Annotated in this window: 18 protein-coding genes and 1 pseudogene; 10 read left to right on the top strand and 9 right to left on the bottom strand. The window is 74.9% G+C overall.

Annotated features, from left to right (window positions below; all coding sequences use genetic code 11):
- Positions 1–15: 15 nt before the first annotated feature.
- From ABZX30_RS14270 to ABZX30_RS14250, 5 genes are all read right to left on the bottom strand, one after another.
- On the bottom strand, positions 16–828 hold the full coding sequence (locus ABZX30_RS14270; protein ID WP_355933080.1) for a DUF2071 domain-containing protein: 813 nt from the start codon (positions 826–828) through the stop codon (positions 16–18).
- 74 nt (positions 829–902) lie between these two features.
- Complete coding sequence (locus ABZX30_RS14265; protein ID WP_355933077.1) at positions 903–1,910, bottom strand: DUF5914 domain-containing protein; 1,008 nt, start codon at positions 1,908–1,910, stop codon at positions 903–905.
- Complete coding sequence (locus ABZX30_RS14260) at positions 1,907–2,950, bottom strand: phytoene/squalene synthase family protein (protein WP_355933074.1); 1,044 nt, start codon at positions 2,948–2,950, stop codon at positions 1,907–1,909. Before ABZX30_RS14260 ends, ABZX30_RS14265 begins: the two co-directional genes overlap by 4 nt.
- Positions 2,947–4,734 (bottom strand): phytoene desaturase, encoded by a 1,788-nt coding sequence (locus ABZX30_RS14255; protein WP_355933072.1) that lies wholly within the window; start codon positions 4,732–4,734, stop codon positions 2,947–2,949. The genes ABZX30_RS14260 and ABZX30_RS14255 overlap by 4 nt, the downstream gene beginning before the upstream one ends.
- On the bottom strand, positions 4,731–6,071 hold the full coding sequence (locus ABZX30_RS14250; protein ID WP_355933069.1) for a polyprenyl synthetase family protein: 1,341 nt from the start codon (positions 6,069–6,071) through the stop codon (positions 4,731–4,733). The genes ABZX30_RS14255 and ABZX30_RS14250 overlap by 4 nt, the downstream gene beginning before the upstream one ends.
- 250 nt (positions 6,072–6,321) lie before the next feature.
- Here ABZX30_RS14250 and ABZX30_RS14245 point away from each other — a divergent pair, with 250 nt between their 5' ends.
- From ABZX30_RS14245 to ABZX30_RS14230, 4 genes are read left to right on the top strand one after another with little or no spacing between them, the layout of a single operon-like run.
- Complete coding sequence (locus ABZX30_RS14245; RefSeq protein WP_355933068.1) at positions 6,322–7,593, top strand: lycopene cyclase family protein; 1,272 nt, start codon at positions 6,322–6,324, stop codon at positions 7,591–7,593.
- Positions 7,590–8,318: a methyltransferase domain-containing protein gene (locus tag ABZX30_RS14240; RefSeq protein WP_355933067.1), complete on the top strand. Its 729-nt coding sequence runs from the start codon at positions 7,590–7,592 to the stop codon at positions 8,316–8,318. The genes ABZX30_RS14245 and ABZX30_RS14240 overlap by 4 nt, the downstream gene beginning before the upstream one ends.
- Positions 8,315–9,889, top strand: a complete 1,575-nt coding sequence (locus tag ABZX30_RS14235) for an NAD(P)/FAD-dependent oxidoreductase (protein WP_355933065.1) — start codon at positions 8,315–8,317, stop codon at positions 9,887–9,889. The genes ABZX30_RS14240 and ABZX30_RS14235 overlap by 4 nt, the downstream gene beginning before the upstream one ends.
- A 44-nt stretch (positions 9,890–9,933) precedes the next feature.
- Positions 9,934–10,902, top strand: a complete 969-nt coding sequence (locus ABZX30_RS14230; protein ID WP_355933063.1) for a short-chain dehydrogenase/reductase — start codon at positions 9,934–9,936, stop codon at positions 10,900–10,902.
- Between the two features lie 87 nt (positions 10,903–10,989).
- Here ABZX30_RS14230 and ABZX30_RS14225 read toward each other — a convergent pair whose 3' ends face one another.
- The 4 genes from ABZX30_RS14225 to ABZX30_RS14210 all read right to left on the bottom strand — a co-directional run bounded on the left by ABZX30_RS14225 (position 10,990) and on the right by ABZX30_RS14210 (position 15,276).
- Positions 10,990–11,808 carry a hypothetical protein gene (locus ABZX30_RS14225; RefSeq protein ID WP_355933060.1) on the bottom strand — a complete coding sequence of 273 codons (819 nt, stop codon included), beginning with the start codon at positions 11,806–11,808 and terminating at the stop codon, positions 10,990–10,992.
- Complete coding sequence (locus ABZX30_RS14220; RefSeq protein ID WP_355933058.1) at positions 11,805–13,520, bottom strand: MFS transporter; 1,716 nt, start codon at positions 13,518–13,520, stop codon at positions 11,805–11,807. The genes ABZX30_RS14225 and ABZX30_RS14220 overlap by 4 nt, the downstream gene beginning before the upstream one ends.
- A gap of 669 nt (positions 13,521–14,189) precedes the next feature.
- Entirely contained in the window at positions 14,190–14,753 is a 564-nt protein-coding gene (gene dps, locus ABZX30_RS14215) for a DNA starvation/stationary phase protection protein Dps (protein WP_355933055.1), read from the bottom strand.
- A gap of 157 nt (positions 14,754–14,910) precedes the next feature.
- Entirely contained in the window at positions 14,911–15,276 is a 366-nt protein-coding gene (locus tag ABZX30_RS14210; protein ID WP_355933052.1) for an STAS domain-containing protein, read from the bottom strand.
- Positions 15,277–15,619: 343 nt separating this feature from the next.
- On the opposite strand from ABZX30_RS14210, the gene ABZX30_RS14205 reads away from it, so the two are divergent.
- The 6 genes and pseudogenes from ABZX30_RS14205 to ABZX30_RS14180 form a co-directional block, all read left to right on the top strand.
- On the top strand, positions 15,620–19,819 hold the full coding sequence (locus ABZX30_RS14205; protein ID WP_355933050.1) for a SpoIIE family protein phosphatase: 4,200 nt from the start codon (positions 15,620–15,622) through the stop codon (positions 19,817–19,819).
- Positions 19,819–20,172: an STAS domain-containing protein gene (locus tag ABZX30_RS14200; RefSeq protein ID WP_355933048.1), complete on the top strand. Its 354-nt coding sequence runs from the start codon at positions 19,819–19,821 to the stop codon at positions 20,170–20,172. Before ABZX30_RS14205 ends, ABZX30_RS14200 begins: the two co-directional genes overlap by 1 nt.
- The gene (locus tag ABZX30_RS14195) at positions 20,172–20,642 is read left to right on the top strand and encodes an STAS domain-containing protein (RefSeq protein WP_355933046.1); all 471 of its coding nucleotides are present in this window, start codon (positions 20,172–20,174) and stop codon (positions 20,640–20,642) included. The genes ABZX30_RS14200 and ABZX30_RS14195 overlap by 1 nt, the downstream gene beginning before the upstream one ends.
- Entirely contained in the window at positions 20,639–22,852 is a 2,214-nt protein-coding gene (locus ABZX30_RS14190; RefSeq protein WP_355933043.1) for a SpoIIE family protein phosphatase, read from the top strand. The genes ABZX30_RS14195 and ABZX30_RS14190 overlap by 4 nt, the downstream gene beginning before the upstream one ends.
- Before the next feature lie 105 nt (positions 22,853–22,957).
- On the top strand, positions 22,958–24,541 hold the full coding sequence (locus ABZX30_RS14185; RefSeq protein WP_355933041.1) for an FMN-binding glutamate synthase family protein: 1,584 nt from the start codon (positions 22,958–22,960) through the stop codon (positions 24,539–24,541).
- Between the two features lie 56 nt (positions 24,542–24,597).
- A pseudogene (locus tag ABZX30_RS14180) lies at positions 24,598–24,857 on the top strand (hypothetical protein); the annotation flags it as partial.
- Positions 24,858–25,046 lie beyond the last annotated feature (189 nt).

Genomic DNA, 25,046 nt, shown 5'->3' with positions numbered 1-25,046 from the left:
CGCCGTCCCCGTGGGTCAGGTCGCCGCCGGCGGACGCCACGGGGGCGCTTCGCGCGGCAGCGGCACCGGCGGGCCGAACCGCACCGGGACACCCGGGGCGTACAGCACGCTGTCCGGTTCCGCGCGCAAGGGCCGCACTCCCGCCGCGGCCAGCAGTTCCGCCGCGTCCCAGTCGAGCAGATCACACCGCCGGAACGTCCACCTCGGGTGGACGTTCGGCAGGTAGTACGTCCGCGTCCAGCCGCGTTCGTGCAGCCCCCAGCGGCAGGTCAGGAACTCGTCCAGCGGCCCGGGCGCGACCGCCTCGTCCCCGGTCTCCGTCCGCACATGGCCGTCCGGACCGCCCCGCAGGCGGCCGCGGGTGCGGTACAGCAGGCGTCCCCCGTCCCGTTGCGAGGTGATGCGCGACCAGCGGTACGGCAGCCCGAAGCCCGCCCGCGCGGCCAGCACGGGCAGCAGTCGGTCGCAGTCCAGCGAGCGGAAGACCACGCCGCGCCGGCCCAGCGCGTCCCTGCTGTACAGGCGCACGTTGACCTCGTCGAACGTGCCGAGCCAGGGCAGCGGGGGGCCGGCGCCCACGGCCAGGTCCTGCATGCGGAAGAAGACCAGCCCGGCGTAGGCGCGCCCGTGGTGCAGATCCGGCACGGTTCCGGGCGGCAGCAGGCGGGCGACCTCGAAAGGATCGGCCTCCCAGTGCAGGAACACCAGATCACGCCAGTACTGGCGGAACAGCACGTGCCGCAGGGGGCGCGGGGGCACGGGAGTGACGGCCTCGACGTCATGGGGCCACCGCCGTGGTGTCCGTCGCGCCGAACGGGAATCACGCATGTCCGCCCTCCTCTTCTCCGTCCTCCTCATGTCCTCCCTCCTCACGCCGTCCGACGGCGCCGTCCCGTCCCCGCTCAGCCCGGAAAACGGCCGGTGGACCGCAGGTGCCAGCGCCGCTCGGCATAGGCCAGGTCGTCCCGCCACAGCCGTCCGGCCGCGGCGCGCACCAGGGGACGCAGCAGCGGTGCGGCCCGGCGGACGGCGGCGAAGCCCGGACGGTGCGAGGCGGCGACCACCGCCTCGACGACGGCGGTGCGCGGCCGGCCGGCCCCGTCCGTGCCGAGCGGTGTGGCGTGGGTCTCCACGACGGAGCCCGCGCCCTCGCCGTCGGTGATGTGCATGACGACCGTGCGGGGTTCGGGCGCGGTGAAGACGGCGCGGACCGGCACGACCAGGCGGCCCGCCACCTTGAAGGACACGTCGACGGTCAGGGCGTCCGGACCGTCGTCCTCCGCGCCGGCCGGGCCGTCGGGCGTGTCCACCACCGTCAGGTCGACGAAGGAGTACGGGTGGAACCACGCCCCGTGCCACGGATCGAGCCGGTTGGCCACCACGTCCTCGGGCTCGCAGACGCCCACCCCGGTGTAGACGGCGGTCAGGGCGCGCGCGGGCTCGGGCCGCCGCGGTACGACCGGCGTGTCCGACGGCTCCTCCCCGCCGACCGCGTCCAGCCGCACCCACACCAGCACCCCGTCGTCGTGCACCGGCAGCGGCGACCAGCCCGCGTACGGGGCGCCGTCCAGGGCCAGTCCGTGCCAGTGGCACACCAGCGTGCCGCAGCGCACCGGACTGTCCCGCAGCGGTGCCCCCAGGTGCGGGCAGATCCCCGGTCCGCCGACGAGGCGCCCGCCGGGTCCGCGCCACACCACGACCTCCTGCCCCGCCACGGTCCGCGCCAGCTTGCCGTCCCCGCGCAGGGCGTGGGAGGCGCCGACGACGTACCAGTTCCCGGAGGGGCGGGCCTGCGCCCGCTTCAGCGCCCCGGCGATCACTCCGGGCCGCGCCTCGCGCCAGGTGGGCCGCTGCCTCTCCCAGGGCACGGCGTGGCGGCGCAGCGACAGCGGCAGGCGACGGCGGTTCACGCGACCTCCTCGGCGGAGCGGACGTCCGACGCCGACGCCCGCGGGGTCGCGGTCGCGGTCGCGGGCAGGGTGCGGGCGCGGTCGGGCGGCCCGGATCCGGGGCCGCTCCGCGCGCGCAGCCGGGCCGCCGCGACCCGGACCAGCCCGTCGGCGGCGACCACCGCTCTGCGCCGTCGCGGCACCACCGACCGCCGGTGCAGCACGGAGTAGCCGTCGCGGGCGACGGCGTCCAGGATGCCGCCGTACAGGACGGCCGCGGTGCGGATGCAGGGCCGCGCCACCGGTTCGAGCAGGTCGACACCGGGCATCGCCGCCCGGTACACGCCGCGGGTCAACGCCTCGAACTCCCTGAGCGCGGCGGTGATCCGGCCGTCCGGGCGGCCCGTCGCGCGGCTCCAGACCAGCAGTTCCCGGTCCACGCCGTGACCGGCGAGCAGGTCGGCGGGCAGGTAGACGCGCCCGCGGTCCAGGTCCTCGCCGACGTCCCGCAGGAAGTTGCTCAGCTGGAAGGCGACGCCGAGCGCCGCGGCGTACGGCGCGGCCTCCTCCCGCGGCACCACCGTGCCCAGTACCGGCAGCATCTCCAGCCCGATCACCGCGGCCGAGCCGTGCATGTACCCGCGCAGGTCGGCGTAGCTGGGGTAGTCCGTCACGACCAGGTCGGAACGCATCGCGGCCATGAAGTCCCGGAAGTGGTCGTGGTCGATGGCGTACCGGCGGGCGGTGTCGGCGAGCGCCCGCACCACCGGCTCACCGCCGGCGTTCCGCCGCAGCCCCTCCTCCATCTCCTCCTCGAGCCGGGTCAGCGCCCGCACCCGCAACTCCGTCCCGGCGCCGGGGTCGACGGAGTCCACGATGTCGTCGGCCCAGCGGGCGAAGCCGTACAGGGCGTGCACGGCGGGCCGCCGCTCGACGGGCAGCAGCCGCGTGGCGAGGAAGTAGGTCCGGCCGTGCCGGGCGTTGAGGGCGCGGCAGTGGCGGTAGGCCGCACGCAGCTCCGGATCGGTGATCCCCGCCGCGTCCAGTTCTCGGTCGGTCATCCTGTCCTGCCTTCGGTCGCGCGGGCCGTGGGGCCGGCCGGGGGGTTCTCCGGGGCTTCGGGCCGCCCGCCGCGGACCGGGGAGTCCGACGCGGAGGCAGGCGGTTCCGGCGCGGAGGCCGGGGGTTCCGGCGCGGCGGCGAGCCGGGTGCGGGGTGCCTGGCCGTCCGCTCGCGGGACGGCCGTCGGCTCCCGTCCGACGGCCCGGGACACGGACGGGACCGGGGATCCGGCGGGGGCCGGGGCGCCGGTCCGCGCGAGGCGAACGGCGGCGGAGGGGCGCGGGCGGGTGCTTCCGCGCCGGGGCGGGCCCGTGACACGGGCCGCGGCCAGCTTCCCCGACAGCAGCACGGTCGGCACGCCGACGCCGGGCGTGGTGCCGCAGCCGGCCAGGACCGCGTTCTCCGTGCCGCGCACCAGGTTGCGCGGCCGGAACGGCCCGGTCTGCGCGAAGGTGTGGGCGGCCGAGAAGGGGGTTCCGGCGGCGTGCCCCTCGGCGTGCCAGTCGGCCGGGGTGATCAGGCACTCCTCCTCGATGGCGGCGCCGATACCGTCCAGTCCGCGCCGTTCCAGCTCCCGCAGCAGCGTGTCCCGGTAGCGCGGGCCGAGGTCGGACCAGGCCGCCGCGTCCGGGCCGATGTCGGTGTTGGGGCAGGGGGCGAGGATGTAGTGCAGGTGGCGGCCCGGCGGCGCGAGGCCGGGATCGGTGGCGGTGGGGCGGGTGACGAGCAGCGACGGGTCGCTCATCAGCCGCCCGTCGCGGGTGAGTTCGTCGAACGTGGTGTGCCACGCCGCGCCGAACGAGATCGTGTGGTGGGCGAGCCGGGGCCAGGTGCGGTCCGTGCCGGCGTGCAGCACGACCGCGGAGGGGGAGTGCCGCAGCCCGAGCGGTCTGCGCGGCCGGCGGCCGAGCAGCCGGTAGCTGACGGGCAGGTCCGGCGTGAGGACGACCGCGTCGCACGGGACGCGGCCGGCGTCGGTGACGACGGCCGTGACGCGGTCGCCCGACCGCTCCAGACGGGTCACCCGCTGCCCGAACCGCAGCTCGGCGCCCGCGTCGGCGGCCGCCTGCGCCATCGCCCGCGGCAGGGCGTGCATGCCGCCCCGGGGGAAGTACACGCCGGCGACGGTGTCCATGTAGGCGATGACCGCGTAGGCGGCCAGCGCCCGCGCCGGGGGCACACCGGCGTACAGGGCCTGGAAGGAGAACACCCGGCGCAGCCGCTCGTCGCCCAGGAAACGGCCGATCCGGGCGTCCAGGCGGCCGAAGCCGCCGAGGGCGGCCAGCCGGGCGAGATCGGGGGTGAGCAGACCGAGCGGTGAGTCGAAGTTGGCGTCGATGAACCGGCGCATCTGAGCCCGGTACAGCCGCTCGAGCCAGTCGCGCAGCCGCCGGTAGCCCGCCGCCTCGGCCGCCCCGGCGAACCGCTCCACCTCCGCGGCCATCGCGTCCGCGCCGGTGTGCACGTCGAGGCTGCTGCCGTCCGCGAAGCAGGCCCGGTAGGCCGGGTGCAGGGGGATCAGCTCGACCCGTTCGTACAGGCTGTCACCGACGGCGGCGAACGCCTCGTCGGCCAGGTCGGGCATGGTCAGCACGGTCGGCCCGGTGTCGATCCGGTAGCCGGCCAGGTCGAGGCGTCCGGCCCGGCCGCCGGGCAGCTCCTCGCGTTCGACGACGGTGACCCGGCGTCCGGCGCCCAGCAGGTGCAGCGCCGCCGACAGCCCGGCGAGTCCGGCGCCGACGACCACCACGTGGTCCGTGCGGCCGGGCAGGGTACGGGTCATCGGCCGGCCCCCTCGGTGCCGCGGGACCGGGCGTCGTGCGGTCCGTGCACGGGACGCAGCCGGACGGCTGCGTCCCCGGCCGGCGCCGTCCCGGCCGCGGCGAGCAGCAGACCGCGCAGCGGACCGGCGCCCTCCGGGTCGAGCCGGGCGCCGTCGAAGTGCCGCAGGCCCTGCGCGACCAGCCGGTCGATCTTGGTCTCCACCGTGGCGCGCGCCCCGGTCGCGATCAGTACGTCCCGCACCTCGTCCAGGCCGCGCTCGGTGAGCTCCGCGGCGCCGAGCCACCGCTCGAGCACGGCGAGCGCGGCGCCGTCGTCGGCGGCCTCGGCCCGCGCCCGCGCGACCGTCACCAGATAGGTCGGCTTGCCCTCCCGGATGTCGCCGCCGCACGCCTTGCCGGTCTCCCGCGCGTCGCCGAAGACGTCGTCCAGGTCGTCGCGCAGCTGGAACGCCATGCCGACGCACCGGCCCGCGTCGCACAACCGGTGCAGCGTCACGTCGTCCGCGCCCGCCACGGCGGCCCCCAGCGCGAGGGGCCGTTCCACCGAGTACAGGGCGCTCTTCAGGCAGGCGGCGCGCAGCGCGCGGGGCAGGGACCGCGCCCCGGTGACCTGGCCCTGTACGTCCAGGTACTGGCCCGCCACCATCTCCGTGCGCATGTCGCTCCACAGCCGCCGCACCACCACCGACGTCCAGGGGGCCAGCGGTGTCTCCGCCACCAGGTCGTCGGCCCAGGCCAGCGCCAGGTCCCCGGCGAGGACCGCCGCCGACTGCCCGAACCGCTCGGCCCGCTCGGGCCCCACCCGGCCGGTGTACCGGTCGGCCACGTCCGTGTGCAGCGCGGGCCGGCCGCGCCGCAGCGCCGCCCGGTCCATCACGTCGTCGTGGACGAGCGCGCAGGTCTGGAGCAGCTCCAGGGCGCCCCCGATCCGCAGGGCCGCCGCCGCGGACGCCGGATCCCGGCCCGCGCAGGCCCGCGACGCCCACCACACCAGCTGCGCGCGCCTGCGCTTTCCACCCTCCAGGGTGAAGCGCGTCACCCGTTCGGCCAGCTCCTCGGCGAACAGCTGGTCCGCCAGCCGCGCGCGGCGCAGGCGGTCCGCCAGCACATGGTCGAGCAGCCGGCCGACGGCGCCGGGCACGTCGGCGTCGGTCCGGCGCACCTCGGCGGCCCCGACGGGAAGCGGCCCGTGCTGCGCGGGCGACCCCTCCGTCACGCCGTGCCCCGCGCCGTCGTCGGCCACCGGCCTGCGCGGAAGCGACGCCAGGGGCGCCGCCACCGCGACCGGCCGCGGCGGCGCGGCAGCAGGGCGGTCCTTCGCGTGGGTGGGACGCATCCCGGTTCCCTCCGTCGTGTCTGTGTCCGTCGTTCCCGTCACCCGTCTGCTTCGGCACGGGCGGCGCGGACGGATGCGCGCACGTCCCGTCCGATCGCGGTGACCACCCGGGACCCGCCCCTCCACGGTCCCGTGTCCGGCGCCCGGCCGCTCGCTGCCAGGTGGTCCCCTGCATCCGCCGGGGTACACAATCCGGAAAACGGGTCCAGGACATCCGGGAACGGGAAGCACACCGGGGAAGGGAGACGCCGTGCCGGAGACGGACGTGGCCGTCCTGGGGGCGGGTGCCGCCGGGCTGTCGCTGGCCCACCGGCTCGCCGGACGCGTTCCGGGCCTGCGGACACCGTCCGTGGTGCTGGTGGACGCGCCGCCCGGCCCCTTGCGGCCACCACCGCGGACCTGGTGCTACTGGGCGGCGGGACCGGGTCGCTTCGACGCGGCGGTACGGGCCGAGTGGCCGCGGCTGCGGGTGCGCCCGCGCACCGGCGACCCGGTCGAGGGGGACATCACCCCGCTGCGGTACCGCATGATCCGCTCGGCCGACTTCGAGCGCCTGGTCTGCCGGGACCTGGCCCGCAGCCCCAACGTCCGGCGCCTCGAAGCGACCGTGGAAGCGGTGGCGGACGTGCCCGGCGGCGCGCACGTCCACCTGAGGGACTCCGACGGCCGGGCGCGGGTGCTCAGTGCCCGCTGGGTGCTCGACTCCCGCCCCCCGGGCAGCCTGCCGGCCGCCCGCACCACCCTGCTCCAGCACTTCCACGGCTGGTTCGTGCGCACCGCCCGGCCCGTCTTCGACCCGGCCGTCGTGGAGCTGATGGACTTCCGCACCCCGCAGCCCGCCCACGGCCTGTCCTTCGGTTACGTCCTGCCGACCGGGCCGTGCGAGGCGCTCGTGGAGTACACCGAGTTCTCCTCGCGCACCCTCACCGCGGAGGGCTACGACAGAGCCGTACGCCACTACGCCGAAGACGTGCTGCGGCTCGGCGAACCGAAGGTCCTGGCCACCGAGACCGGCGCCATCCCGATGACCGACGCGCCGATCCCCCGGCAGACCGGAGCCTCGGTCTTCCGCATCGGCGCCGCCGGCGGGGCGACCCGCCCCGCGACCGGCTACACCTTCGCCGGCCTCCAGCGCCAGACCCGGGCCGTCGCCGACGCCCTGCGCCGGGGGCGCCCCCCGGCGCCGCCCGCCGCCCACTCGGCGCGCTCCCGCGCCATGGACGCCGTCCTGCTGCGCGCCCTGGACAGCGGCCGGGCCGACGGCCCGGAACTCTTCAGCCGCCTGTTCGCCCGCGTGCCCATGGCACGGCTGCTGCGCTTCCTCGACGGAGACACCCGCCTGTACGAGGACCTGTCCATCGGGCTGCGCACGCCCGTCGCGCCGATGCTGCGCTCCGCCCTGGAGCTGCCCCGGCTGCCCCGCCGTCCCTTCAATCCGCCCGCGCCGGCGCGCCCCGCCGCCGCGCCGCATCCCGGACCCGACCCGTCCGCCCCGCACCTTCCCCCGACGGAGACCGCATGACGCTGCTGCGCGACGAGCACCTCGCCGCCGCCTTCGACCACGCCTCCCGCAGCTACGACACACTCGTGGCCGCCAACCCCGGCTACCACGGCCACCTGCGCCGCTCCGTGCGCCGGCTCGGCCTGCCCGGGCACGGGCAGGGGCTGCGCCTGCTCGACCTCGGCTGCGGCACCGGCGCCTCCACCGCCGCGCTGCGGTCCGTCCTGCCCGCCGCCCGCGTCACGGCCGTGGACGCCTCGGCCGGCATGCTCCGGCGGGCCGCGGCCAAACCGTGGGCGGACGGGGTGACCTTCGTGCACGCCCCCGCCGAGCGGCTGTCCGAGGCCGGGGTGCGCGGCCCCTTCGACGCGGTGTTCGCGGCCTACCTCTTCCGCAACGTCACCGATCCCGACGCCGTCCTCGCCGCCGTGCGCGGGCTGCTCAGGCCGGGCGGCCGGCTCGGCGTGCACGAGTACGCCCTGCGCGGGCGGCGCGCCGACCGGGCGGTGTGGACGCTGGTGTGCCGGGGCGTCGTGCAGCCCGCCGCGACCCTGCTGGGGGACGGGCCGCTGTACCGGCACCTGTGGCGCAGCGTCGTGGAGTTCGACACCGCCGGGCGCTTCGCACGGCGGCTCGGCGCGGCCGGCTTCGACCAGATCCGCTCCCTGCCGCTGCCGGGGTGGCAGACGGGCGTGGCCCACACGTTCGTCGCCCGCCGGGCGCACGGCCCCAGGGAGGAGGCATGAGCACCCCAGGCGCCGCGCGCCGGGGACGCGACCGCCGGGCCCGGATCCTGACCGCCCGGCCCGGCGCCCCCCGGGTGCAGGGAACCCCGCCGTCGGTGGCGGTGGTCGGCGCGGGCATCGCCGGCCTGGCCGCCGCCACCGCCCTCGCCGAGCGCGGGGTGGCCGTCACCCTGTACGAGAAGCGGCCGTACCTCGGCGGACGGGTCGGCGGATGGCCGACCGAACTGCGCGACGGCACCCCGGTGACCATGAGCCGCGGCTTCCACGCGTTCTTCCGCCAGTACTACAACCTGCGCGGACTGCTGCGCCGGACCGACCCCGGTCTGGAGCGGCTCACCGGTCTCCCGGACTACCCGCTGCTCGCCTCCGGCGGCCTGCGGGACAGTTTCCGGCACGTCCCGCGCACCCCGCCGCTCAGCGCGCTCGGCTTCGTGGCGCTCAGCCCCTCCTTCCGGCTCGCGGACCTGCGCGCGATGAACCCGTCTGCGGCCCTGCCCCTGCTCGACGTGCGCGTGCCGGGGGTGTACGACCGGCTGGACGGCACCAGCGCCCACGACTTCCTGGACGCCGTGCGCTTCCCCGAAGGCGCCCGTCACCTGGCCTTCGAGGTGTTCTCCCGCAGCTTCTTCGCCGACCCGCGGGAGCTGTCGGCGGCCGAGATGGCGCTGATGTTCCACATCTACTTCCTCGGCTCCGCCGAAGGGCTGCTGTTCGACGTGCCCCGCGCCCCCTTCCCGGCCGCCCTGTGGGATCCGCTCGCCGGCTATCTGGCCGGGCACCGCGCCGAGGTGCGCACCGGCACCGCCGTCGAGCACATCGAACCCGCCCCGGACGGCACGCTCGTGGTCGCCTCCGACCGGGACGAGCGCCGCCACGACGGGGTCGTCCTCGCCCTGGACGGCGCGGGGCTGCGCGCGCTGGTCGCACGCTGCGGACAGTTGGGCGACGCGCCCTGGCGCGAGCGGATCGGCCGGCTGCGCACCGCTCCGCCCTTCCTGGTCAGCCGGCTCTGGCTGGACCGGCCCGTCGCACCCGACCGGCCCGGCTTCCTCGGCACCGGCGGCTTCGGCACGCTCGACAACATCAGCGTGCTGGAACGCTACGAGGACGAGGCGGCCCGCTGGTGCGCGCGCACCGGTGGTTCCGTCGTCGAACTGCACGCCTACGCCGTACCGCCCGGAGCCGCCCGGGACGTCGAACAGAAGCGTCTCCTCGCCCAACTGCACCGCGTCTACCCGGAGACCGGCACGGCCACGGTCGTCGACGCCCGCCACGAGTGGCACGAGGACTGCCCCCTGTTCCCGGTGGGCGGCTACGGCGACCGTCCCACCGTCCGTACCCCGCACCCCCGGCTGGCCGTGGCCGGCGACCTGGTCCGCACCGGTCTGCCCGTGGCTCTCATGGAACGGGCGGCGACGAGCGGCTTCCTCGCGGCCAACGCCCTGCTGGAGCAGTGGGGTGTGCGGGGCCAGACCCTGTGGACGGTGCCGGACCGCGGACGGAGCGCCCTCCTCAGGGCCCTGGCCGCCGCACGGGGGCGGCCGCCCGCCGGCCGCGGACGGCCGGACTGAGCCGGAAGAGCCACAGGGGGACCCGTCGGCAGGAGAGGACAGCCATGAGGACAAACGGACGAGGACCCGGCCGCCACGGCACCGCCCGTACCCCGGACCCGCACACCGGCGCGTCACCGCTGCGCGGACGCGTGGCCGTCGTCACCGGAGCCGGCCGCGGCATCGGCGCGGCCCTCGCCGCCGCGCTGGCCGGGGCCGGTGCGCGGGTGGCACTGCTCGGCCGGGAGGAGGAGAGGCTGCGGGAGGTGGCGGCCGGGCTGGACGTGCCCACCGTGTGCGTCGAGGCGGACGTCACGGACCAGGCCGCCCTGGACGCCGCCGCAGGCGAGGCCGAGGAACGTCTCGGTCCCGCCGACGTGGTCGTGGCCAACGCGGGCATCGCCGTCAGCGGACCCTTCCGCGACACCGAGGCCGCCCTGTGGCAGCGGGTCGTCGACGTCAACCTGACCGGCGCGGCCAACACCGCGAGGGCCTTCCTGCCCCAGCTCACCCGCACCCGCGGCTACTTCCTCCAGATCGCCTCCACCGCCGCGTTCGGCTCCGCCCCCATGATGAGCGCGTACTGCGCCTCCAAGGCGGGCGCGGAGTCCTTCGCGACGGCGCTGCGCTGCGAGCTCGAACCCGACCGGATCGCCGTCGGCATCGCCTACCTGCACTGGACCGGCACCGACATGATCGGCGGTATCGACGACAACCCGGTACTGCGGGCCCTGCGCGCACACCAGCCCCGGTTCGCCCGCCGCGTACAGTCACCGGAGCGGGTGGCCGGCCTGCTCACCGCCGGCATCGTCCGCCGCGCTCCCCGCGTCCACGCGCCGCCGTGGCTGCGCTGGTGCCAGCCACTGCGCCCCGTCTTCCCCGCCCTGGTCGCCCACGTCTCCCGGCGCGAGCTGCGCCGCCGCAGCGGAGCGGGATTCGCCGCCGGCAGCGGCCTCCTGGGCGCGGGCGGCCTCGCCGACTGGACCGCGCTCCGGCCCACGGCGGACCCGCGCCCGGGCCGGCCCGCGGACTGACCGCGGGCCGCCCCCGGCCCGCACGCGGGGCCACCGGCATACGGAGCCGCGGGCGCGCCGCCCGGGCCGGTCGGGGGCCGGTCCGTCTCACTCCGAAGGGCCGGGCCGGGACTCGTAGAGCAGGCTGTGGAAGCGGCCGAACTCCTCGTAGCCCGCGGGGTCGCCGCCCAGCGCCCGCACCGCCGCGATCGCGTAGCGCCGTTCCCGCTCGTCGGTGAAGAGACGTTGCGGATGGACCCGGGAGACGTCGACGGTGGTCCTCAGCCCGTACCGGGCCAGGGTCCGGGCGATCGGCCGGTACGACACCGTCCGCAGCACGAACGCGCTGACCCACACCGGTCTGCGGGCGCCGTCCAGGAGCGCGGTGAACGTACGGGCGGTGATGTAGCTGCCGCCGCCCGTCAGCGTGATGAGGCCGACCTCGGCGAGCGCGCGGCTCAGAGCGGGGCCGGGCGGGCCCTGTTCCAGGTCGTCGGTGAAAGCGGCGTCCAGCAGACCCGCCCCGAGCGCGTACCGCACGGCGGGCGCCGAGACGTCCAGGCCGAACACCGGCACCGCGTCCGCCCGGCGCCGCGCCGCGTAGAACGCCCTGTCCGACGCCGTCAGCTCCGCCGTCGACATCGCCCGGGTGCCGGGGGAGGTGTACCGCTCGTACATCTCGGCCAGCGTCACGTCGTGGTTGAGCAGTGCGGCGTTGATCCCGTACGAGCAGCACAGGTCCAGCACCGCGGGCGGGCCGGCGCGCGCGTCGTCGAGCGCGGCCCGTTCGGCGGCGGCCTGCCGGAAGACCGGCTGGGCATGGTGCGGGATCTCGTACTCGAGCGGTGCCAGCCGGCCGAAGTACGCACGGGGGTCCCGCCGGCCGTAGACGTCGTCGAACCGCGTCTTGCCGTCCATCCTCGTCATGTTCCACCCTGTCTGACCGAAATGTCATTGCTCGTCGTGGTGGCGAGGGGAAGTCGCAGTGACATCAGCCAGCCGACGACGGCCAGGGCGGCCATGCCGACGGCCGAGACGGTCAGCGCCTGCTCCCTGGCGCGTGCGTTGATCCGTACCAGTTCGTCCGCCCCGGCCCCCGTGATGCCCCGCGAGCGCACCTTCGCGCGCAAGGCGTCGTCGGACGCGGCGGTGATCTGGACCTGATGCTCCACCGCCTGCGTCACCAGCTCCTTCTGGGCGCTGGAGAGCACGCTGCTGCCGTTCACCCCTGCCTCGAACGTGTACAGCAGCGCCGTGGCCATCAGGGCACCGGCGAGCGCGACCCCGAAGGAACTTCCCAGATAGCCGGCCGTGTAGGAGAGCCCCGTCACGTCGCTCACCTCGTCCCGCTCGGGCGCCGACTGCACGAGGTCGGTGAGCGTCGTGGCCATGCCCCGGCCGAGCCCGACCAGGAGGATGCCCGGCGCGAGTGCCAGGCCCACCGCCGCCACTCCCTGTGCCTGCGGACTGAACAGGACGGCGACGGCGACGCAGCCGACGCCCATGCAGACGAACGCCCCCATCGAGGCGGCGCGGTGGGTCGTCCGCCGCTGCCCGACGCGCCGGGCGGTCGGCGGGGCGGCCAGCAGCAGCCCCAGCGCGATCGGGAGCAGCACGACCCCGCAGCGCAGGGCGCTGAACCCGAAGGCCGTCTGCAGGAAGACCGGCACCAGGAAGAGCATGCCGTTGGGCACCAGGACCAGCATCCACTGGGTCGAGATCCCGGTCCGCACGGTGCGGTTCCGCAGCACCGTCACCCGGACCAGCGGATCCCTTCCGCTCCTGACGAGACGCAGCTCCCGTCCCGCGAAGACGGCCAGCACCAGCAGTCCCAGACCCGCCAGGAGCGGAACGGGTGACACACCGCCACGCTCCAGCAGGGTGTGGCCCAGCACCACGAAGTCCTGCCGGGCCCTGAGCAGGCCGTACCGCCCCGCGAACAGGGCCGAGACGACGAGCAGGACCATTCCGGTGGTGGACAGCAGCACCCCGCGCACGTCGAAGTGCTGTCCGGGGCGTCCCGGGAACGGGCCGGCGCCGGCCGTGTACCGCATGAGCCGTGCCACGGCCAGGGTGCCCACGGCTCCCAGGAGGAACGACACGCGCCAGGTCAGGTAGCTGGTGACCAGGCCGCCCAGCACGGGACCGGCCGCCGCGCCGACGCCCGACGTCATGGCCAGCGTGGACAGCACCCTGGTCCGTACGGACCCGGCGAAGGTCTCGGTGAGCATCGCCATCAGCGACGGGAGCATCAGCGCGACGCCGAGCCCCTGGAGCAGGGACCAGCCGAGCAGTACGAACGGCAGACTCGGGGCCGAGGCGGCGATCAGCGCACCCACGACGAACGTTCCGCCGCCGGCGGCGAAGGCCCGCCGGTAACCGTGGCGTGTGCCGAGCTTGCTGCCGCTGATGATGAAGGCGGCGACCACCAGGGCGTACAGCGAGATCGCCGACTGCACGCCGGTCAGCGTGGTGTGCAGGTCCCCGACGAGCGCCGACAGAGCCACGTTCATGGCGGTGGCGGTGTAGTTGATCAGGAGGTTCTCGGCGGCGAGGAGCAGGAACAGCGTTCTGGCGGCCGACGACGTCCCGCCTCCGGCCGGTCCCCTGAAGCGCCGCGCTCCGTTTCGCCCTTGCACGAGTGCGCCCTGCCGTTCGATCGCTCCGCCCCGGGCAGGCCCCTGCTGCCGGGACCGGCCCTTGTTTCCGGTCCCCGGTTCAGGGTGCACGCCGTGCGCACCGCGGGCGCGCGGGACGCGCCCGCACAGACCCGAGCGGGCGACACGGCCCGCGGCCGGCGAGAAGGGCCGGGCCCCGCGGCTGCCGGCCGCGAACGTACGCGGCGCGCCGGTGGGGCGCCGCGTGGGGGATCGCGGGGGACATCGCACGTGCCGTCCGCGGCACCGGGGTCCCCGTGACCGGGCCGGCCGCGGAGAACGGTGCGGTGGGAGCGCCGCACGTCCTGTGTCCTGTGCGGATGCCTCCCGCGGCTCATCCGGCACGCGCTACCGGTCGCCGTCAGCGGGGTCGGCCATCCGCTCCCCGTGGAAGCCCCCGGCGCCGTCGCGGCGGCTCTCAAAGACGTCCCGCCTCGCACCGCAGGAGCGCACCGGGCAGTCGGAGCCGTCGCCTCGTGGTCGTCGCCACCCGCCCGGCCGGACGCCGACCCGTTCCTCGGCTTGGGAGGCGGACAGCCGGCCGACGCGGCGGCGGCCGCCCGGAGGCCGGCCGCCCGGCGAGGGCGAGGCGGCCGGCCTGGTCGGCGGGCGTCCGGGCGGCAGCGCGCCCGCCGCTTGGCAGGGGGTGGCTCAGCCCAGCTCGGCTCCCTTGGCCGCGGCTTCCTGCTCCGTCCTGGCCTCTCCGGTGGCGAGCGTGCCGCCCGCGCTCTCCAGATGGGCCCGCACGAACCACTGGAACTGCTCCAGGTCCCGCAGCTGCTCGATGAGCAGGTCCTCGGTGGCGGGGTCGACGTCACCCGCCTCCTTGACCGCCGCCCGGACGCCCTCGATCACCCCGGTGTAGACGAGGTCGAGCGCGGCGAGATGGGCGATCGAGTCGGCCCGTCCGATGGAGTAGTCGTCCCAGGTGCGCTCGGCGACGAGGGCACCCGGCGTGCCCTGCGCGACGCCGCCGAGCGCGGCGATGCGCTCCGCCACGTCGTCGGCCATGTCCCGGACCCGGTCCACCTGCGGGTCGATCATCTCGTGGACGGCGATGAACTGCGGCCCGACCACGTTCCAGTGCACGTGCTTCAAGGTCAGGTGCAGATCGTTCAGAGCGTGCAGGCGAAGCCGGAGCAGACCGATCAGCCGGCCGGCCGCCTCGCGCTCGATGCCGGGGACCGTGTACTTGGGGGTCAGATCCTGTGTCATGGCTCACCTCGGTTATCGACGGAAGTGCATAGCTGCACCAGCACGGTTGCCCCGGTTCACCCAGGTAAGACATGGGTGGCGGCCCCGGACGGAATCCGGCGGCCCCGGACGTAATTTGGCGGCCCCGGCGTGCGGGCCGTCCGGCGTGCGGTTCAGGTCACTTCCTGCCCAAGGCGTCGACGGCGTCCTGGACGCTGGAGTGCATCGGGAAGATCTGGTCGAGTCCCGCCACGCGGAAGAGCTGGGTCATGACCGCGCTGAGCCCGCCCACCGAGAAGGAGGAGCCCGCGGCCTGGGCGCGGTGGTAGGCCGTGATGATCACGGTCATCCCCGTGGAGTCGCAGTAGACCAGGTCCGACAGGTCGGCGACGATGCCCGTGCCCGGGCTGCGCAGCACGTCCTCGACGGCCCGGCGCAGGCTGGGGCCCGTGTAGTGGTCCAGTTCCCCGGCCAGGCGCAGCACCACCGGCCCCGCCGGGTGGGTGTGCGTGCTGATGGCCAGAGTGCCCTCTGTCTCGTTCACCAGTTCTCCTGTGCGGCGCGTCGGCCACGAGCGGGCAGCGGGTTCCGCTCGGCGGCCGTCGTGTACGAGGAGTATGTCTCCTCCTCAGGCTGTGCTTCCCGGGAAGCACGGATTCACGTATTGGATCACGCTTTCGCGGTCTCCGGGAGAACGTGTGCCGCGCTCTGGGACAATGGGGACCGCGGCAAAGGACGTCACCCCCGCGGGAGTGACGGGTCCTTCACCGGCGTCGGGCGGGCGTGCGGGGGCAGACGGCAAAGGCACGCGGTCAGGAGACCTTCGCGTGCGCGTTCGACACGGGGACGGCCGCGAGGTGGGGCCGGTACGAGGAAACGGGTGTCGCGTGGAGCGTTCGGGCAGGGCTGCAGACAGGCCGCCGCAGCCGACGACGGCCGACGGCGACGTGTTCGCCGCCGACCCCCAGGTGGGCGGGGATCTCGCCAGGGTGGACTGGGCGGCGACGCCCCTCGGTCCACCACGGGACTGGCCGCAGAGCCTGCAGACGGCCGTCAGCATCCTGCTGTCCTCCCGGTTCTCCATGTGGATGGCCTGGGGCGAGCAGCTGACCTTCTTCTGCAACGCCGCCTACCGGCGCGACACGCTCGGCCGCAAGTACCCGTGGGCGCTGGGACGTCCCCTGCGCACGGTGTGGGCGGAGATCTGGGAGGACGTCAGCCCCCGTATCGAGGCCGTGCTCGGTGCGGGCGAGGCCACCTGGGACGAGGCGCTGCTGCTGTTCCTGGAGCGGTCCGGCTACACCGAGGAGTCGTACCACACGTTCTCCTACAGCCCGCTGCGCGACGACGCCGGTGACGTGGTGGGCGTCCTGTGCGTGGTCAGCGAGGACACCGAACGGGTGATCGGCGAGCGGCGGATGGCCACGCTGCGGGACCTGGGCTCGGACCCGAGCGTGATCCGCACCGAGCGGGAGGTGCTGTCCTTCGCCGACCGGCAGCTGGCCGGCAACCAGCAGGACCTGCCCTTCACCCTGACCTACCTGTTCGACGGCGGCACCGCCCGGCTGTCCGGCGCGAGCGGCCTCACCGCGGACCACCCGGCCGCACCGGCCGTCCTCGCGGTCGACGACCCCGGCGCCGTGTGGCCCGCCGCCGCTCTGGCCAGGGGCGAGGCGGCCGTGGTGCCGCTCGACGGCGACGTCTTCGCCGGCCTGCCCGCCGGAGACTGGCCCGAGCCGCCCGCGCAGGCGCTCGTGGTCCCCCTCCCGCGACAGGGCAGCGCCCCCTACGGCTTCCTGGTGGCCGGGCTCAACCGCTACCGCGTGCTGGACGACGCCTACCGGGGGTTCGTCGAGCTGGCGGCCGGACACATCGCCTCCGGCATCGGCAGCGCCCGGAGCTACCAGGCGCAGCAGCGGCGGGCCGAGGAACTGGCCGAACTGGACCGCGCCAAGACCACCTTCTTCTCCAACATCAGCCACGAGTTCCGGACCCCGCTGACCCTGATCATGGGCCCCGTCGAGGACCTGCGCACCCGGCTCGCCGACGCGCCGGAGCACCTGCGGCCGGAACTCCGCCAGGAACTCGACCTCGTCCACCGCAACGGCCTGCGCCTGGGCAAGCTGGTCAACACGCTGCTGGACTTCTCCCGCATCGAGGCCGGCCGCATGGAGGCCCGCTACGAGCCGGTCGACCTGGCGGTGGTCACCGCGGAGCTGGCCAGCGTCTTCCGCTCGGCCGTGGAGAAGGCCGGGCTCGCCTTCGAGGTGGACTGCCCGTCCCTGGACGAGCCGGTGTACGTCGACCGCGGCATGTGGGAGAAGGTGGTCCTCAACCTGCTCAGCAACGCGCTGAAGTTCACCTTCGACGGCGCGATCCGGGTCGGCGTGCGCCGGGCCGGCCCGCATGCCGTGGTCACCGTGGCCGACACCGGCATCGGTGTGCGGGCGGCGGAGATCCCCCGGCTGTTCGAGCGGTTCCACCGCATCGAGAACGCCCGCTCCCGCTCCAACGAGGGCAGCGGCATCGGGCTGGCCCTGGTGCGGGAACTCGTCGGCCTGCACAGCGGCGAGATCACCGCCGAGAGCACCGAGGGCGAGGGCACCGCCTTCACCGTCCGGCTGCCGTTCGGCACCGCCCATCTGCCCGCCGGTTCCGTGCTGCCCGGAGCGGGCGGCACCGCGGCCTCCGCCACCGCCGACCCCTACGTCCAGGAGGCCCTGCGCTGGCTGCCGGGGCTCGGCCCCGGCACCGGGGCCGAGGACACAGCGGTGCCGACGGCGGTTCCGGCCGGCACCGCCGACGGCACGGCCGGCCCGGGCCCCGCCGTCAGCGCCCGGGTGCTGGTGGCCGACGACAACGCGGACATGCGCGAGTACCTCACCCGCATCCTGACCGGAGCGGGATACGAGGTCACCACGGTCACCGACGGCGTCGAGGCCCTCCACTCCGCCCGCCGCGCCACCCCCGACCTCGTCGTCAGCGACGTGATGATGCCCCGCCTCGACGGCCTCGGGCTGGTGGCACGGCTGCGCGGTGACACCCGTACGGCCTCGCTGCCCGTACTGCTGCTGTCCGCCAGAGCGGGACAGGAGGCCTCGATCGAGGGGCTGCGGGCGGGCGCCGACGACTACCTGGTCAAGCCCTTCGCCGCCGCCGAACTGCTGGCCCGCGTCCGCGCGAACATCGAACTGGCCCGGCTGCGCAGCCATCACGTCCGATGGCGGACGGCGCTCGTCGACTCCCTCCAGGAGGCGTTCTTCGTCTGCGACGAGTCCGGAGCCGTCGTCGAGATCAACGCCGCTTTCACCGACCTGCTCGGCTACGGTCACGAGGACCTGCCGTACGCACCGGTCCACCCGTGGTGGCCGGACGCCGCCACCGATCCCGACGCGCACCGCCAGGCCCGCGAAGCCTTCGCCGACCTGCTGGAGCACTCGCAGGGCTCCCGCACCGTCCCCGTCACCCACCGGGACGGCCACCGCCTGTGGGCGGCCGTCACCTTCAACAAGGCCCAGGACCCCGACACCGGACGCCAGGTCACCGTCGGCACCTTCCGTGACGTCACCGCCGAGCGCTACGCCGTCCAGCGGGAGAAGGCGCTCGCCGCGCTGAGCACCAGCCTGTCCAGGGCCGCCAGCCTGCCGGAGGCGCTGTCCGGTGCGCTCGGCGAACTGAAGACCCTGTGGCGCGCGCACAGCGTGGTGGCCGCCGTCTTCGCGCGCGGTGACGCACCGGCCCTCACGGCCACCGAAGCGGACCCGCGCTGGGAGGACCTGCCCGCGACGCGCCGGGACGTACTCGCCGCACTGCGCCGTCGGCCGCCGCTCACCCCGGTGGCCGAGGACACCGGGGCAGGGGTCCTGCTGGAGCATCCCGACGGCCCGCTGGCCGTCTGGATCGAGCTGGGCGAACACCGGCCCTTCACCCCCGAGGACCAGCTGCTGCTCTCCCTGCTGGCCGGACACCTCGCGCAGGGCCTGGTACGGGCGCACCAGATCGACCAGCAGCGGGAGACCGCCCTCGCGCTGCAGCGCGCCATCCTGGGCCCGGCCCGGCTCCCCGACGGCTTCGCCGTGCGGTACGAGCCCGCCACCCGTCCGCTGGAGGTCGGCGGCGACTGGTACGACACCGTAGCCCTGCCGGACGGGCGCATCGGCATCGTCGTCGGCGACTGCGTCGGACGGGGCCTGGAGGCGGCCAGCGTCATGGGGCAGCTGCGCAGCGCCTGCCGCGCGCTGATGCTGCGGGACCCCAGCCCGGCGCAGACGCTGATGGCACTCGACCAGTTCGCCGCGAGCGTGCCCGGCGCGCAGTGCACGACCGTGTTCTGCGGTGTCCTCGATCCCGGCACGGGGGAGCTGACCTACTCCAGCGCCGGACATCCGCCGGGCATCCTCGCGCATCCCGACGGCACCACCCAGCTGCTGGACGCGGGGCGTTCCCTGCCCCTGGCCGTACGGCCGGGCCGGCAGCGCCCGCAGGCCGCGTGCACCCTGCGCGCACGGGCCACCCTGCTGCTGTACACCGACGGGCTCGTCGAACGCCGCCGGCGTCCGCTGAGCGCCGGGATCGACCAGGCCGGCGAGGCCGTGCAGGAGGGCCGCGACGTGCCCGTCGACGACCTCGCCTCCGCGGTCATGGCGCGGCTCGCGCCGGCCGGCGGTTACGACGACGACGTGGCGCTGCTGCTGTACCGTCATCCGGCGCCGCTGGAGATGTCCTTCCCGGCCGAGTCCTCCCAGCTCGCGCCGGTCCGCAAGGCGCTGCGGACCTGGCTCGCCCAGTGCGATCTGCCGCCGGACGCCGTGCAGAACGTCCTCGTCGCCGCCGGGGAGGCATGCGCCAACGCGATCGAGCACGGTCACCGGCACGCCCCGGGGGAAGCCGTGCGGCTGCGCGCCGAAGCCTTCGTCGAGAGTCTGCGTCTGACGGTCACCGACAGCGGCCGCTGGAAGGCCCCGCAACCCGAGCTCAACCGCCACCGGGGCCGGGGCCTGGCCCTCATGCGGGCCATGATGCAGCAGGTCAACATCGCTCCCGGCCCGTCCGGCACCACCGTCGACATGCAGATGAGGATCGCCTGATGACCACCCCGCTCACCCTCACCGCCGTCAGACGCCCGGACGGGACTGCCGGGCTCACGGTCAGCGGCGAGATCGACATGAGCAATGCCGGGTCCCTGGCCGAGGCCCTCGACGGCGGTTCGGGCCCCCTGGTCCTGGACCTGACCGCGGTGGAATACCTCGACAGCGCCGGTCTGAGCGTGCTCTTCGCCCACGCCGACCGGCTGGAGATCATCGTGCCGCCGCTGCTGGAGCCGGTCCTCACCGTCTCGGGCCTGGCCGGCCTGGCCACCGTCCACGGCCCCGGCACCGACGACGGTCCCGGCTCCGCCGCGCACACCACCGCACCGTCCGACCCTCCCGGCGAGGAATGATGAGCGACGTGAACGACTCCCTCCTCGACACGACCGTCCGGTACACCGGCGACGGGACCGCCGTCGTCTCCGTCGCCGGAGACGTGGACCTGCATACGGCGCCCACCCTGCGGGCCAACGCCCTGGCCGTGGTGGAACAAGGCGTCCCGCACCTGGTCCTGGACCTGGCGCGGGTGGACTTCGTCGACTCGACCGGGCTCAGCACCCTCATCGGCCTGTTGCAGGCGGCCCAGGAGGCGGGCGGCTCGCTCCGCCTCGCCGCCATCCCGGACCGCCTGGCGCGCATGGTGACCATGACCGGCATCTCCCAGCTGCTGCCCGTCCATCCCACGGTCGCCGACGCGCTGGCCGGCCGGACCGCCGACGGTGCCCGTGCGGTGCACGGGCGGAATGAGGCACCGACCGATGCCGTGGGAGATGGTGACCTGTCCGGAATCCGGGGCACACGCCCGGCGAGGGGGACCACATGACGGCTGAGCGGGAGCGGCGGTTGACTGGCGAGACCCGCCGTTCCGGGGCGGTGCGCGGCACGGACGAGCATCTGTCGCTGCTGTTCGGGACGTCCACCGCGCTGTTCGCGTCCCTGTCGGGGCCGGCGCACGTCCTGGAGGCGGCGAACCCGGCCTTCTTCGCGGCCATCGGCGGCGGGCAGCGGGAACGCACCGGAGTGCCGCTGGCCGAGCTCATGCCCGAGCTGACCGCCCAGGGCGTCATCGGGCTGCTCGACCAGGTGTACCGGTCGGGCGAGCGGCACGTCGGCCGGGACGTCCGCGTCGTCATCGGCGTCGGACCGGACGTCCGCGAGGCGTACTTCGACGTCACCTACGAGGCCCGCCACGACACCGGCGGCAACGTCATCGGCGTACGGTTGCTCGGCGTGGAGACCACCCAGGTCGAGCACGCCCGGCGACTCGCCGCCGAGCAGCGCGCGCTGCTGGAGCAGATAGCCCGCCAGGCGCCGCTGCCGGACGTGCTGGACGGCATGTGCAGGGCGATCGAGGAACTGTCGCCCGAGGTGATCGTCTCGGTCCTGCTGGCCGACGACGACGGCCGCCACCTGCGCCACGGCGCGGCTCCCAGCCTGCCCGACTTCTACAACCAGGCCATCGACGGCATCGCCACCGGGGAAGGCGCGGGTTCGTGCGGCACGGCCGCCCACCGGCGCCGCAACGTGATCGTCAACGACATCGCCTCCGACTCCCTGTGGAAGGACTTCCGCCACCTCGCCGCCCGGGCCGGACTCGCCGCCTGCTGGTCGACGCCGGTCCTCGCCCGCGACGGCCGGCTCCTGGGCACCTTCGCGATGTACCACCGCACACCGCGGGCACCCCAGGAAACCGACCTCGCGGTGGCCCGCGTCTTCGCCGACACCGCCGCCCTCGCCATCGAGCGGCACCACGCCGAACAGGCCCGGCAGGCCGCCGACGCGCGGGAGAAGGCTGCCCGCGACGACCTCTCCTTCCTGCTGGCCGCCAGCACCGCCCTGGCCGGCCGGCTGGACGAGAAGCAGACGGTGCAGCGCCTGGCCACCCTCGCCTGCCCGGCGCTGGCTCCGCTGGCCGCGGTCGACCTCGTGGAGGCCGGAGGCCTGCGCAGGGTGGCGACCGCCGCCCCGGCCGAGGAGGCGCGCAGGCTGCTCGCCGCCCACTCACCGGCCCACGACGCCGAGGACGACGCCGTCGCCCGCGTCCTGGCCTCCGGACTGACGGAAGTGGCCCGCCGCACCCCGACCGGGTCCGGCCCCTGGCAGGAACTCGGCGTCACCGGTTACGTCTGCGTCCCCCTCGTGGACCGCGGGCGGCCCTTCGGCGCACTGACCCTGCTCTCCACCGACGGGCACTGCTTCGACGGCCACCGGGTCGCCCTCGCGGAGGAACTCGCCCGCCGCGCCGCCTCGGCCGCCCACAACGCGCGCCAGTACGCGCAGCGCGCCGCTCTCGCCCGCGACCTGCAGACCGGTCTGCTGCTGCCCGATCTGCCCGACGTCCCCGGCGCCCAGCTGGCCGCCTTCTACCACCCGGCCGGCGAGGGGCTGGAGATCGGCGGCGATTTCTACGACGTCTTCGCCCGGGGCGACGGCAGCTGGGCCTTCATCCTCGGCGACGTCTGCGGGCGGGGCGCCAGGGCCGCCACCACGACCGCCCTGGTCCGCCACACCGCCCGCGCCGTCGCTCCCTTGCTCGACGATCCCGTCGACGTCGTCAAGGCCGTCGACAAGGCCCTGAACGACCGCTACGCGCACCAGAACAACGGTTTCGTGACCCTCGTCTACGGCCACCTCGCCCCAGCGGCCGACGGACTCGCCGTCCACCTCGTCCGGGCCGGGCACACGCTGCCCCTGCTGCTGGACACCGACCACACGGTCGGCACGGTCGAGGCGTCCGGCGGGCTGCTCGGCATAGGTATCCCGCCCAGACTCACCGCCCGCCGTCTCACGCTCCGCCCCGCCGAGAGCCTGCTGCTGTACACCGACGGCATCACCGAGTGCCGGACCACCGGCAGCGAACAGTACGGCGATGTCCGGCTCGCCAAGGCCCTGTCCTCCGCCCCGCGCCGGCCCACCGCGACCGACGTCGTCCGGACCGTGGCCGACGACGTCCGCGGCTTCGTGGACGGCCGGGACGTCGAGGACGACCAGGCCGCTCTGGTCATCACCGCCGGCGAGCCGCGGGACTCCTGACGTAGCCGCGGGACTTCTGACGTAGCCGCGGGACTACTGACGATGACTCAGGGCTCCCGGCGAAGTCGCAGGACTGGAAAGCCGATCCAGGGCAATGAGCGAGAGGTGACACGTACGGCACTCGTCGCTCTGATCCTGGCCGCCGGCGCGGCGGCGGCCGTCGCCGCGACCGCCCTCTCACCCTGGTGGTGCCTGGCCGCCGTACCCCTGGTCCTGCTGGGCCTGCTCGGGGCGGCGGACCTGGTGCAGCGCCGGCACTCGGTGCTGCGCAACTACCCCGTCCTGGGCCACGCCCGCTACCTGCTGGAGCGGATCCGCCCCGAGCTCCAGCAGTACTTCATCGAGCGGAACTACGACGGCCGCCCCTTCGACCGTGATGTCCGCACCATCGTCTACGAGCGGGCGAAGGGCACGGACGCCGAGCAGCCCTTCGGCACCGAACGGGACGTGTACCGGCCCGGTTACGAGTTCCTCGTGCCGTCGATGGCCCCGTGCCCGGAGCCGAAGGCCCCGCCGCGGGTGCGGGTCGGCGGCCCCGACTGCCGCCGCCCCTACGACATGGCGCTGCTGAACGTGTCGGCGATGAGCTTCGGCTCGCTGTCGGCCAACGCCGTCCTCGCCCTCAACGGCGGTGCCGCGGCCGGGGGGTTCGCCCACGACACCGGCGAGGGCGGCCTGTCCGAGTACCACCTGAGGCCGGGCGGGGACCTGGTCTGGGAGATAGGCACCGGATACTTCGGCTGCCGTACCCCGGACGGCGACTTCGACCCCGCGGAGTTCGCCGACAAGGCCGCGCACGAGCACGTCAAGTGCGTGTCCCTGAAACTCTCGCAGGGCGCCAAGCCGGGCATCGGCGGGGTGCTGCCGGGCGCGAAGGTGAACGCCGAGATAGCGAAGGTACGGGACGTGCCCGAGGGGCGGACGGTGATCTCGCCGCCGTACCACAAGGTGTTCTCCACCCCGCGCGAACTCGTCCGCTTCATCGCCCGGATGCGGGAGCTGTCCGGTGGCAAGCCGACCGGGTTCAAACTGTGCGTCGGCTCGCGCCGGCAGTTCCTCGCCGTGTGCAAGGCCATGCTGGCGGAGGGCACCGCCCCCGACTTCGTCATCGTGGACGGAGGCGAGGGCGGCACCGGAGCCGCGCCCCTGGAGTTCGCCGACCACGTGGGCGCCCCGCTGACCGAGGGGCTGCTCACCGTGCACAACGCCCTCGTCGGCGCGGGCCTGCGCGACCGGGTCAGGATCGGGGCGAGCGGCAAGATCGCCACGGGCACCGACCTGGTCAAGCGCATGGTGCAGGGCGCGGACTACGGCAACGCCGCGCGGGCGATGATGTTCGCCGTCGGCTGCATCCAGGCGCAGCGGTGCCACACCAACACCTGCCCCACCGGCGTCACGACCCAGGACCCCCGCCGGGCCCGTGCCCTCGACGTCCCCGACAAGACGGCACGCGTCCAGCGCTACCAGGAGGCGACGGTGGCCGGCGCGTTGCAGATCATGGCGGCCATGGGCGTCACCGATCCCGCCGAACTGCGCCCGCACATGCTCCGCCGGCGCATCGACCCCTTCACCGAGCGCTCCTACGAGGAGCTCTACGAGTGGCTCGGGCCGGGGCAGTTGCTCGCCGAACCGCCGGCCTCCTGGGCGGCCGACTGGAATGCCGCCGACCCCGACCGTTTCACCGTGTGACCTGGAGGACTCACGTGGCCCGTACTGTTGCCCGCGTCATGGTGGACGCGCTGAGCGAGCTCGGCGTGCGCCAGGTGTTCGGCGTCGTGGGAGACGCGCTCAACCCGCTGACCGACGCCATCCGCACCACCGAGGGCCTGGAGGGCGCCGTGCGGCGCGCCTTCCGCACTCCGGCCCGGTCCTGCTCGACGTCCTCACCGACCCCGACGAGATCGCCGTTCCGGCCAAGCCGACCGTCGAGCAGGGCTGGGGATTCGCGGTGGCCAAGGTGAAGGAAGTCGTACGCAGCCACGGAGAGCCGGACGCGGACCGATGACGCCCGGGTGATTTTCCGGGAATACCGGCCGGCGACCGGGGTAGACGCGGTCTTGCCGGTCGACGGACCGGCGCGACCAAGGTGATCCATCGGAAGGGGCGGATGAGGGTGACGACGGCCGTGGGGACTGCTGGGCAGGTGGTGGGCGTGCCGGAGATCGCGGATCCTTCCCGGGTGGCGCCGAAGGAC

The organism is Streptomyces sp. NPDC004542 (assembly GCF_040610035.1).
GTDB lineage: Bacteria > Actinomycetota > Actinomycetes > Streptomycetales > Streptomycetaceae > Streptomyces.
This window is presented reverse-complemented; position numbering and strand designations above follow the sequence as displayed.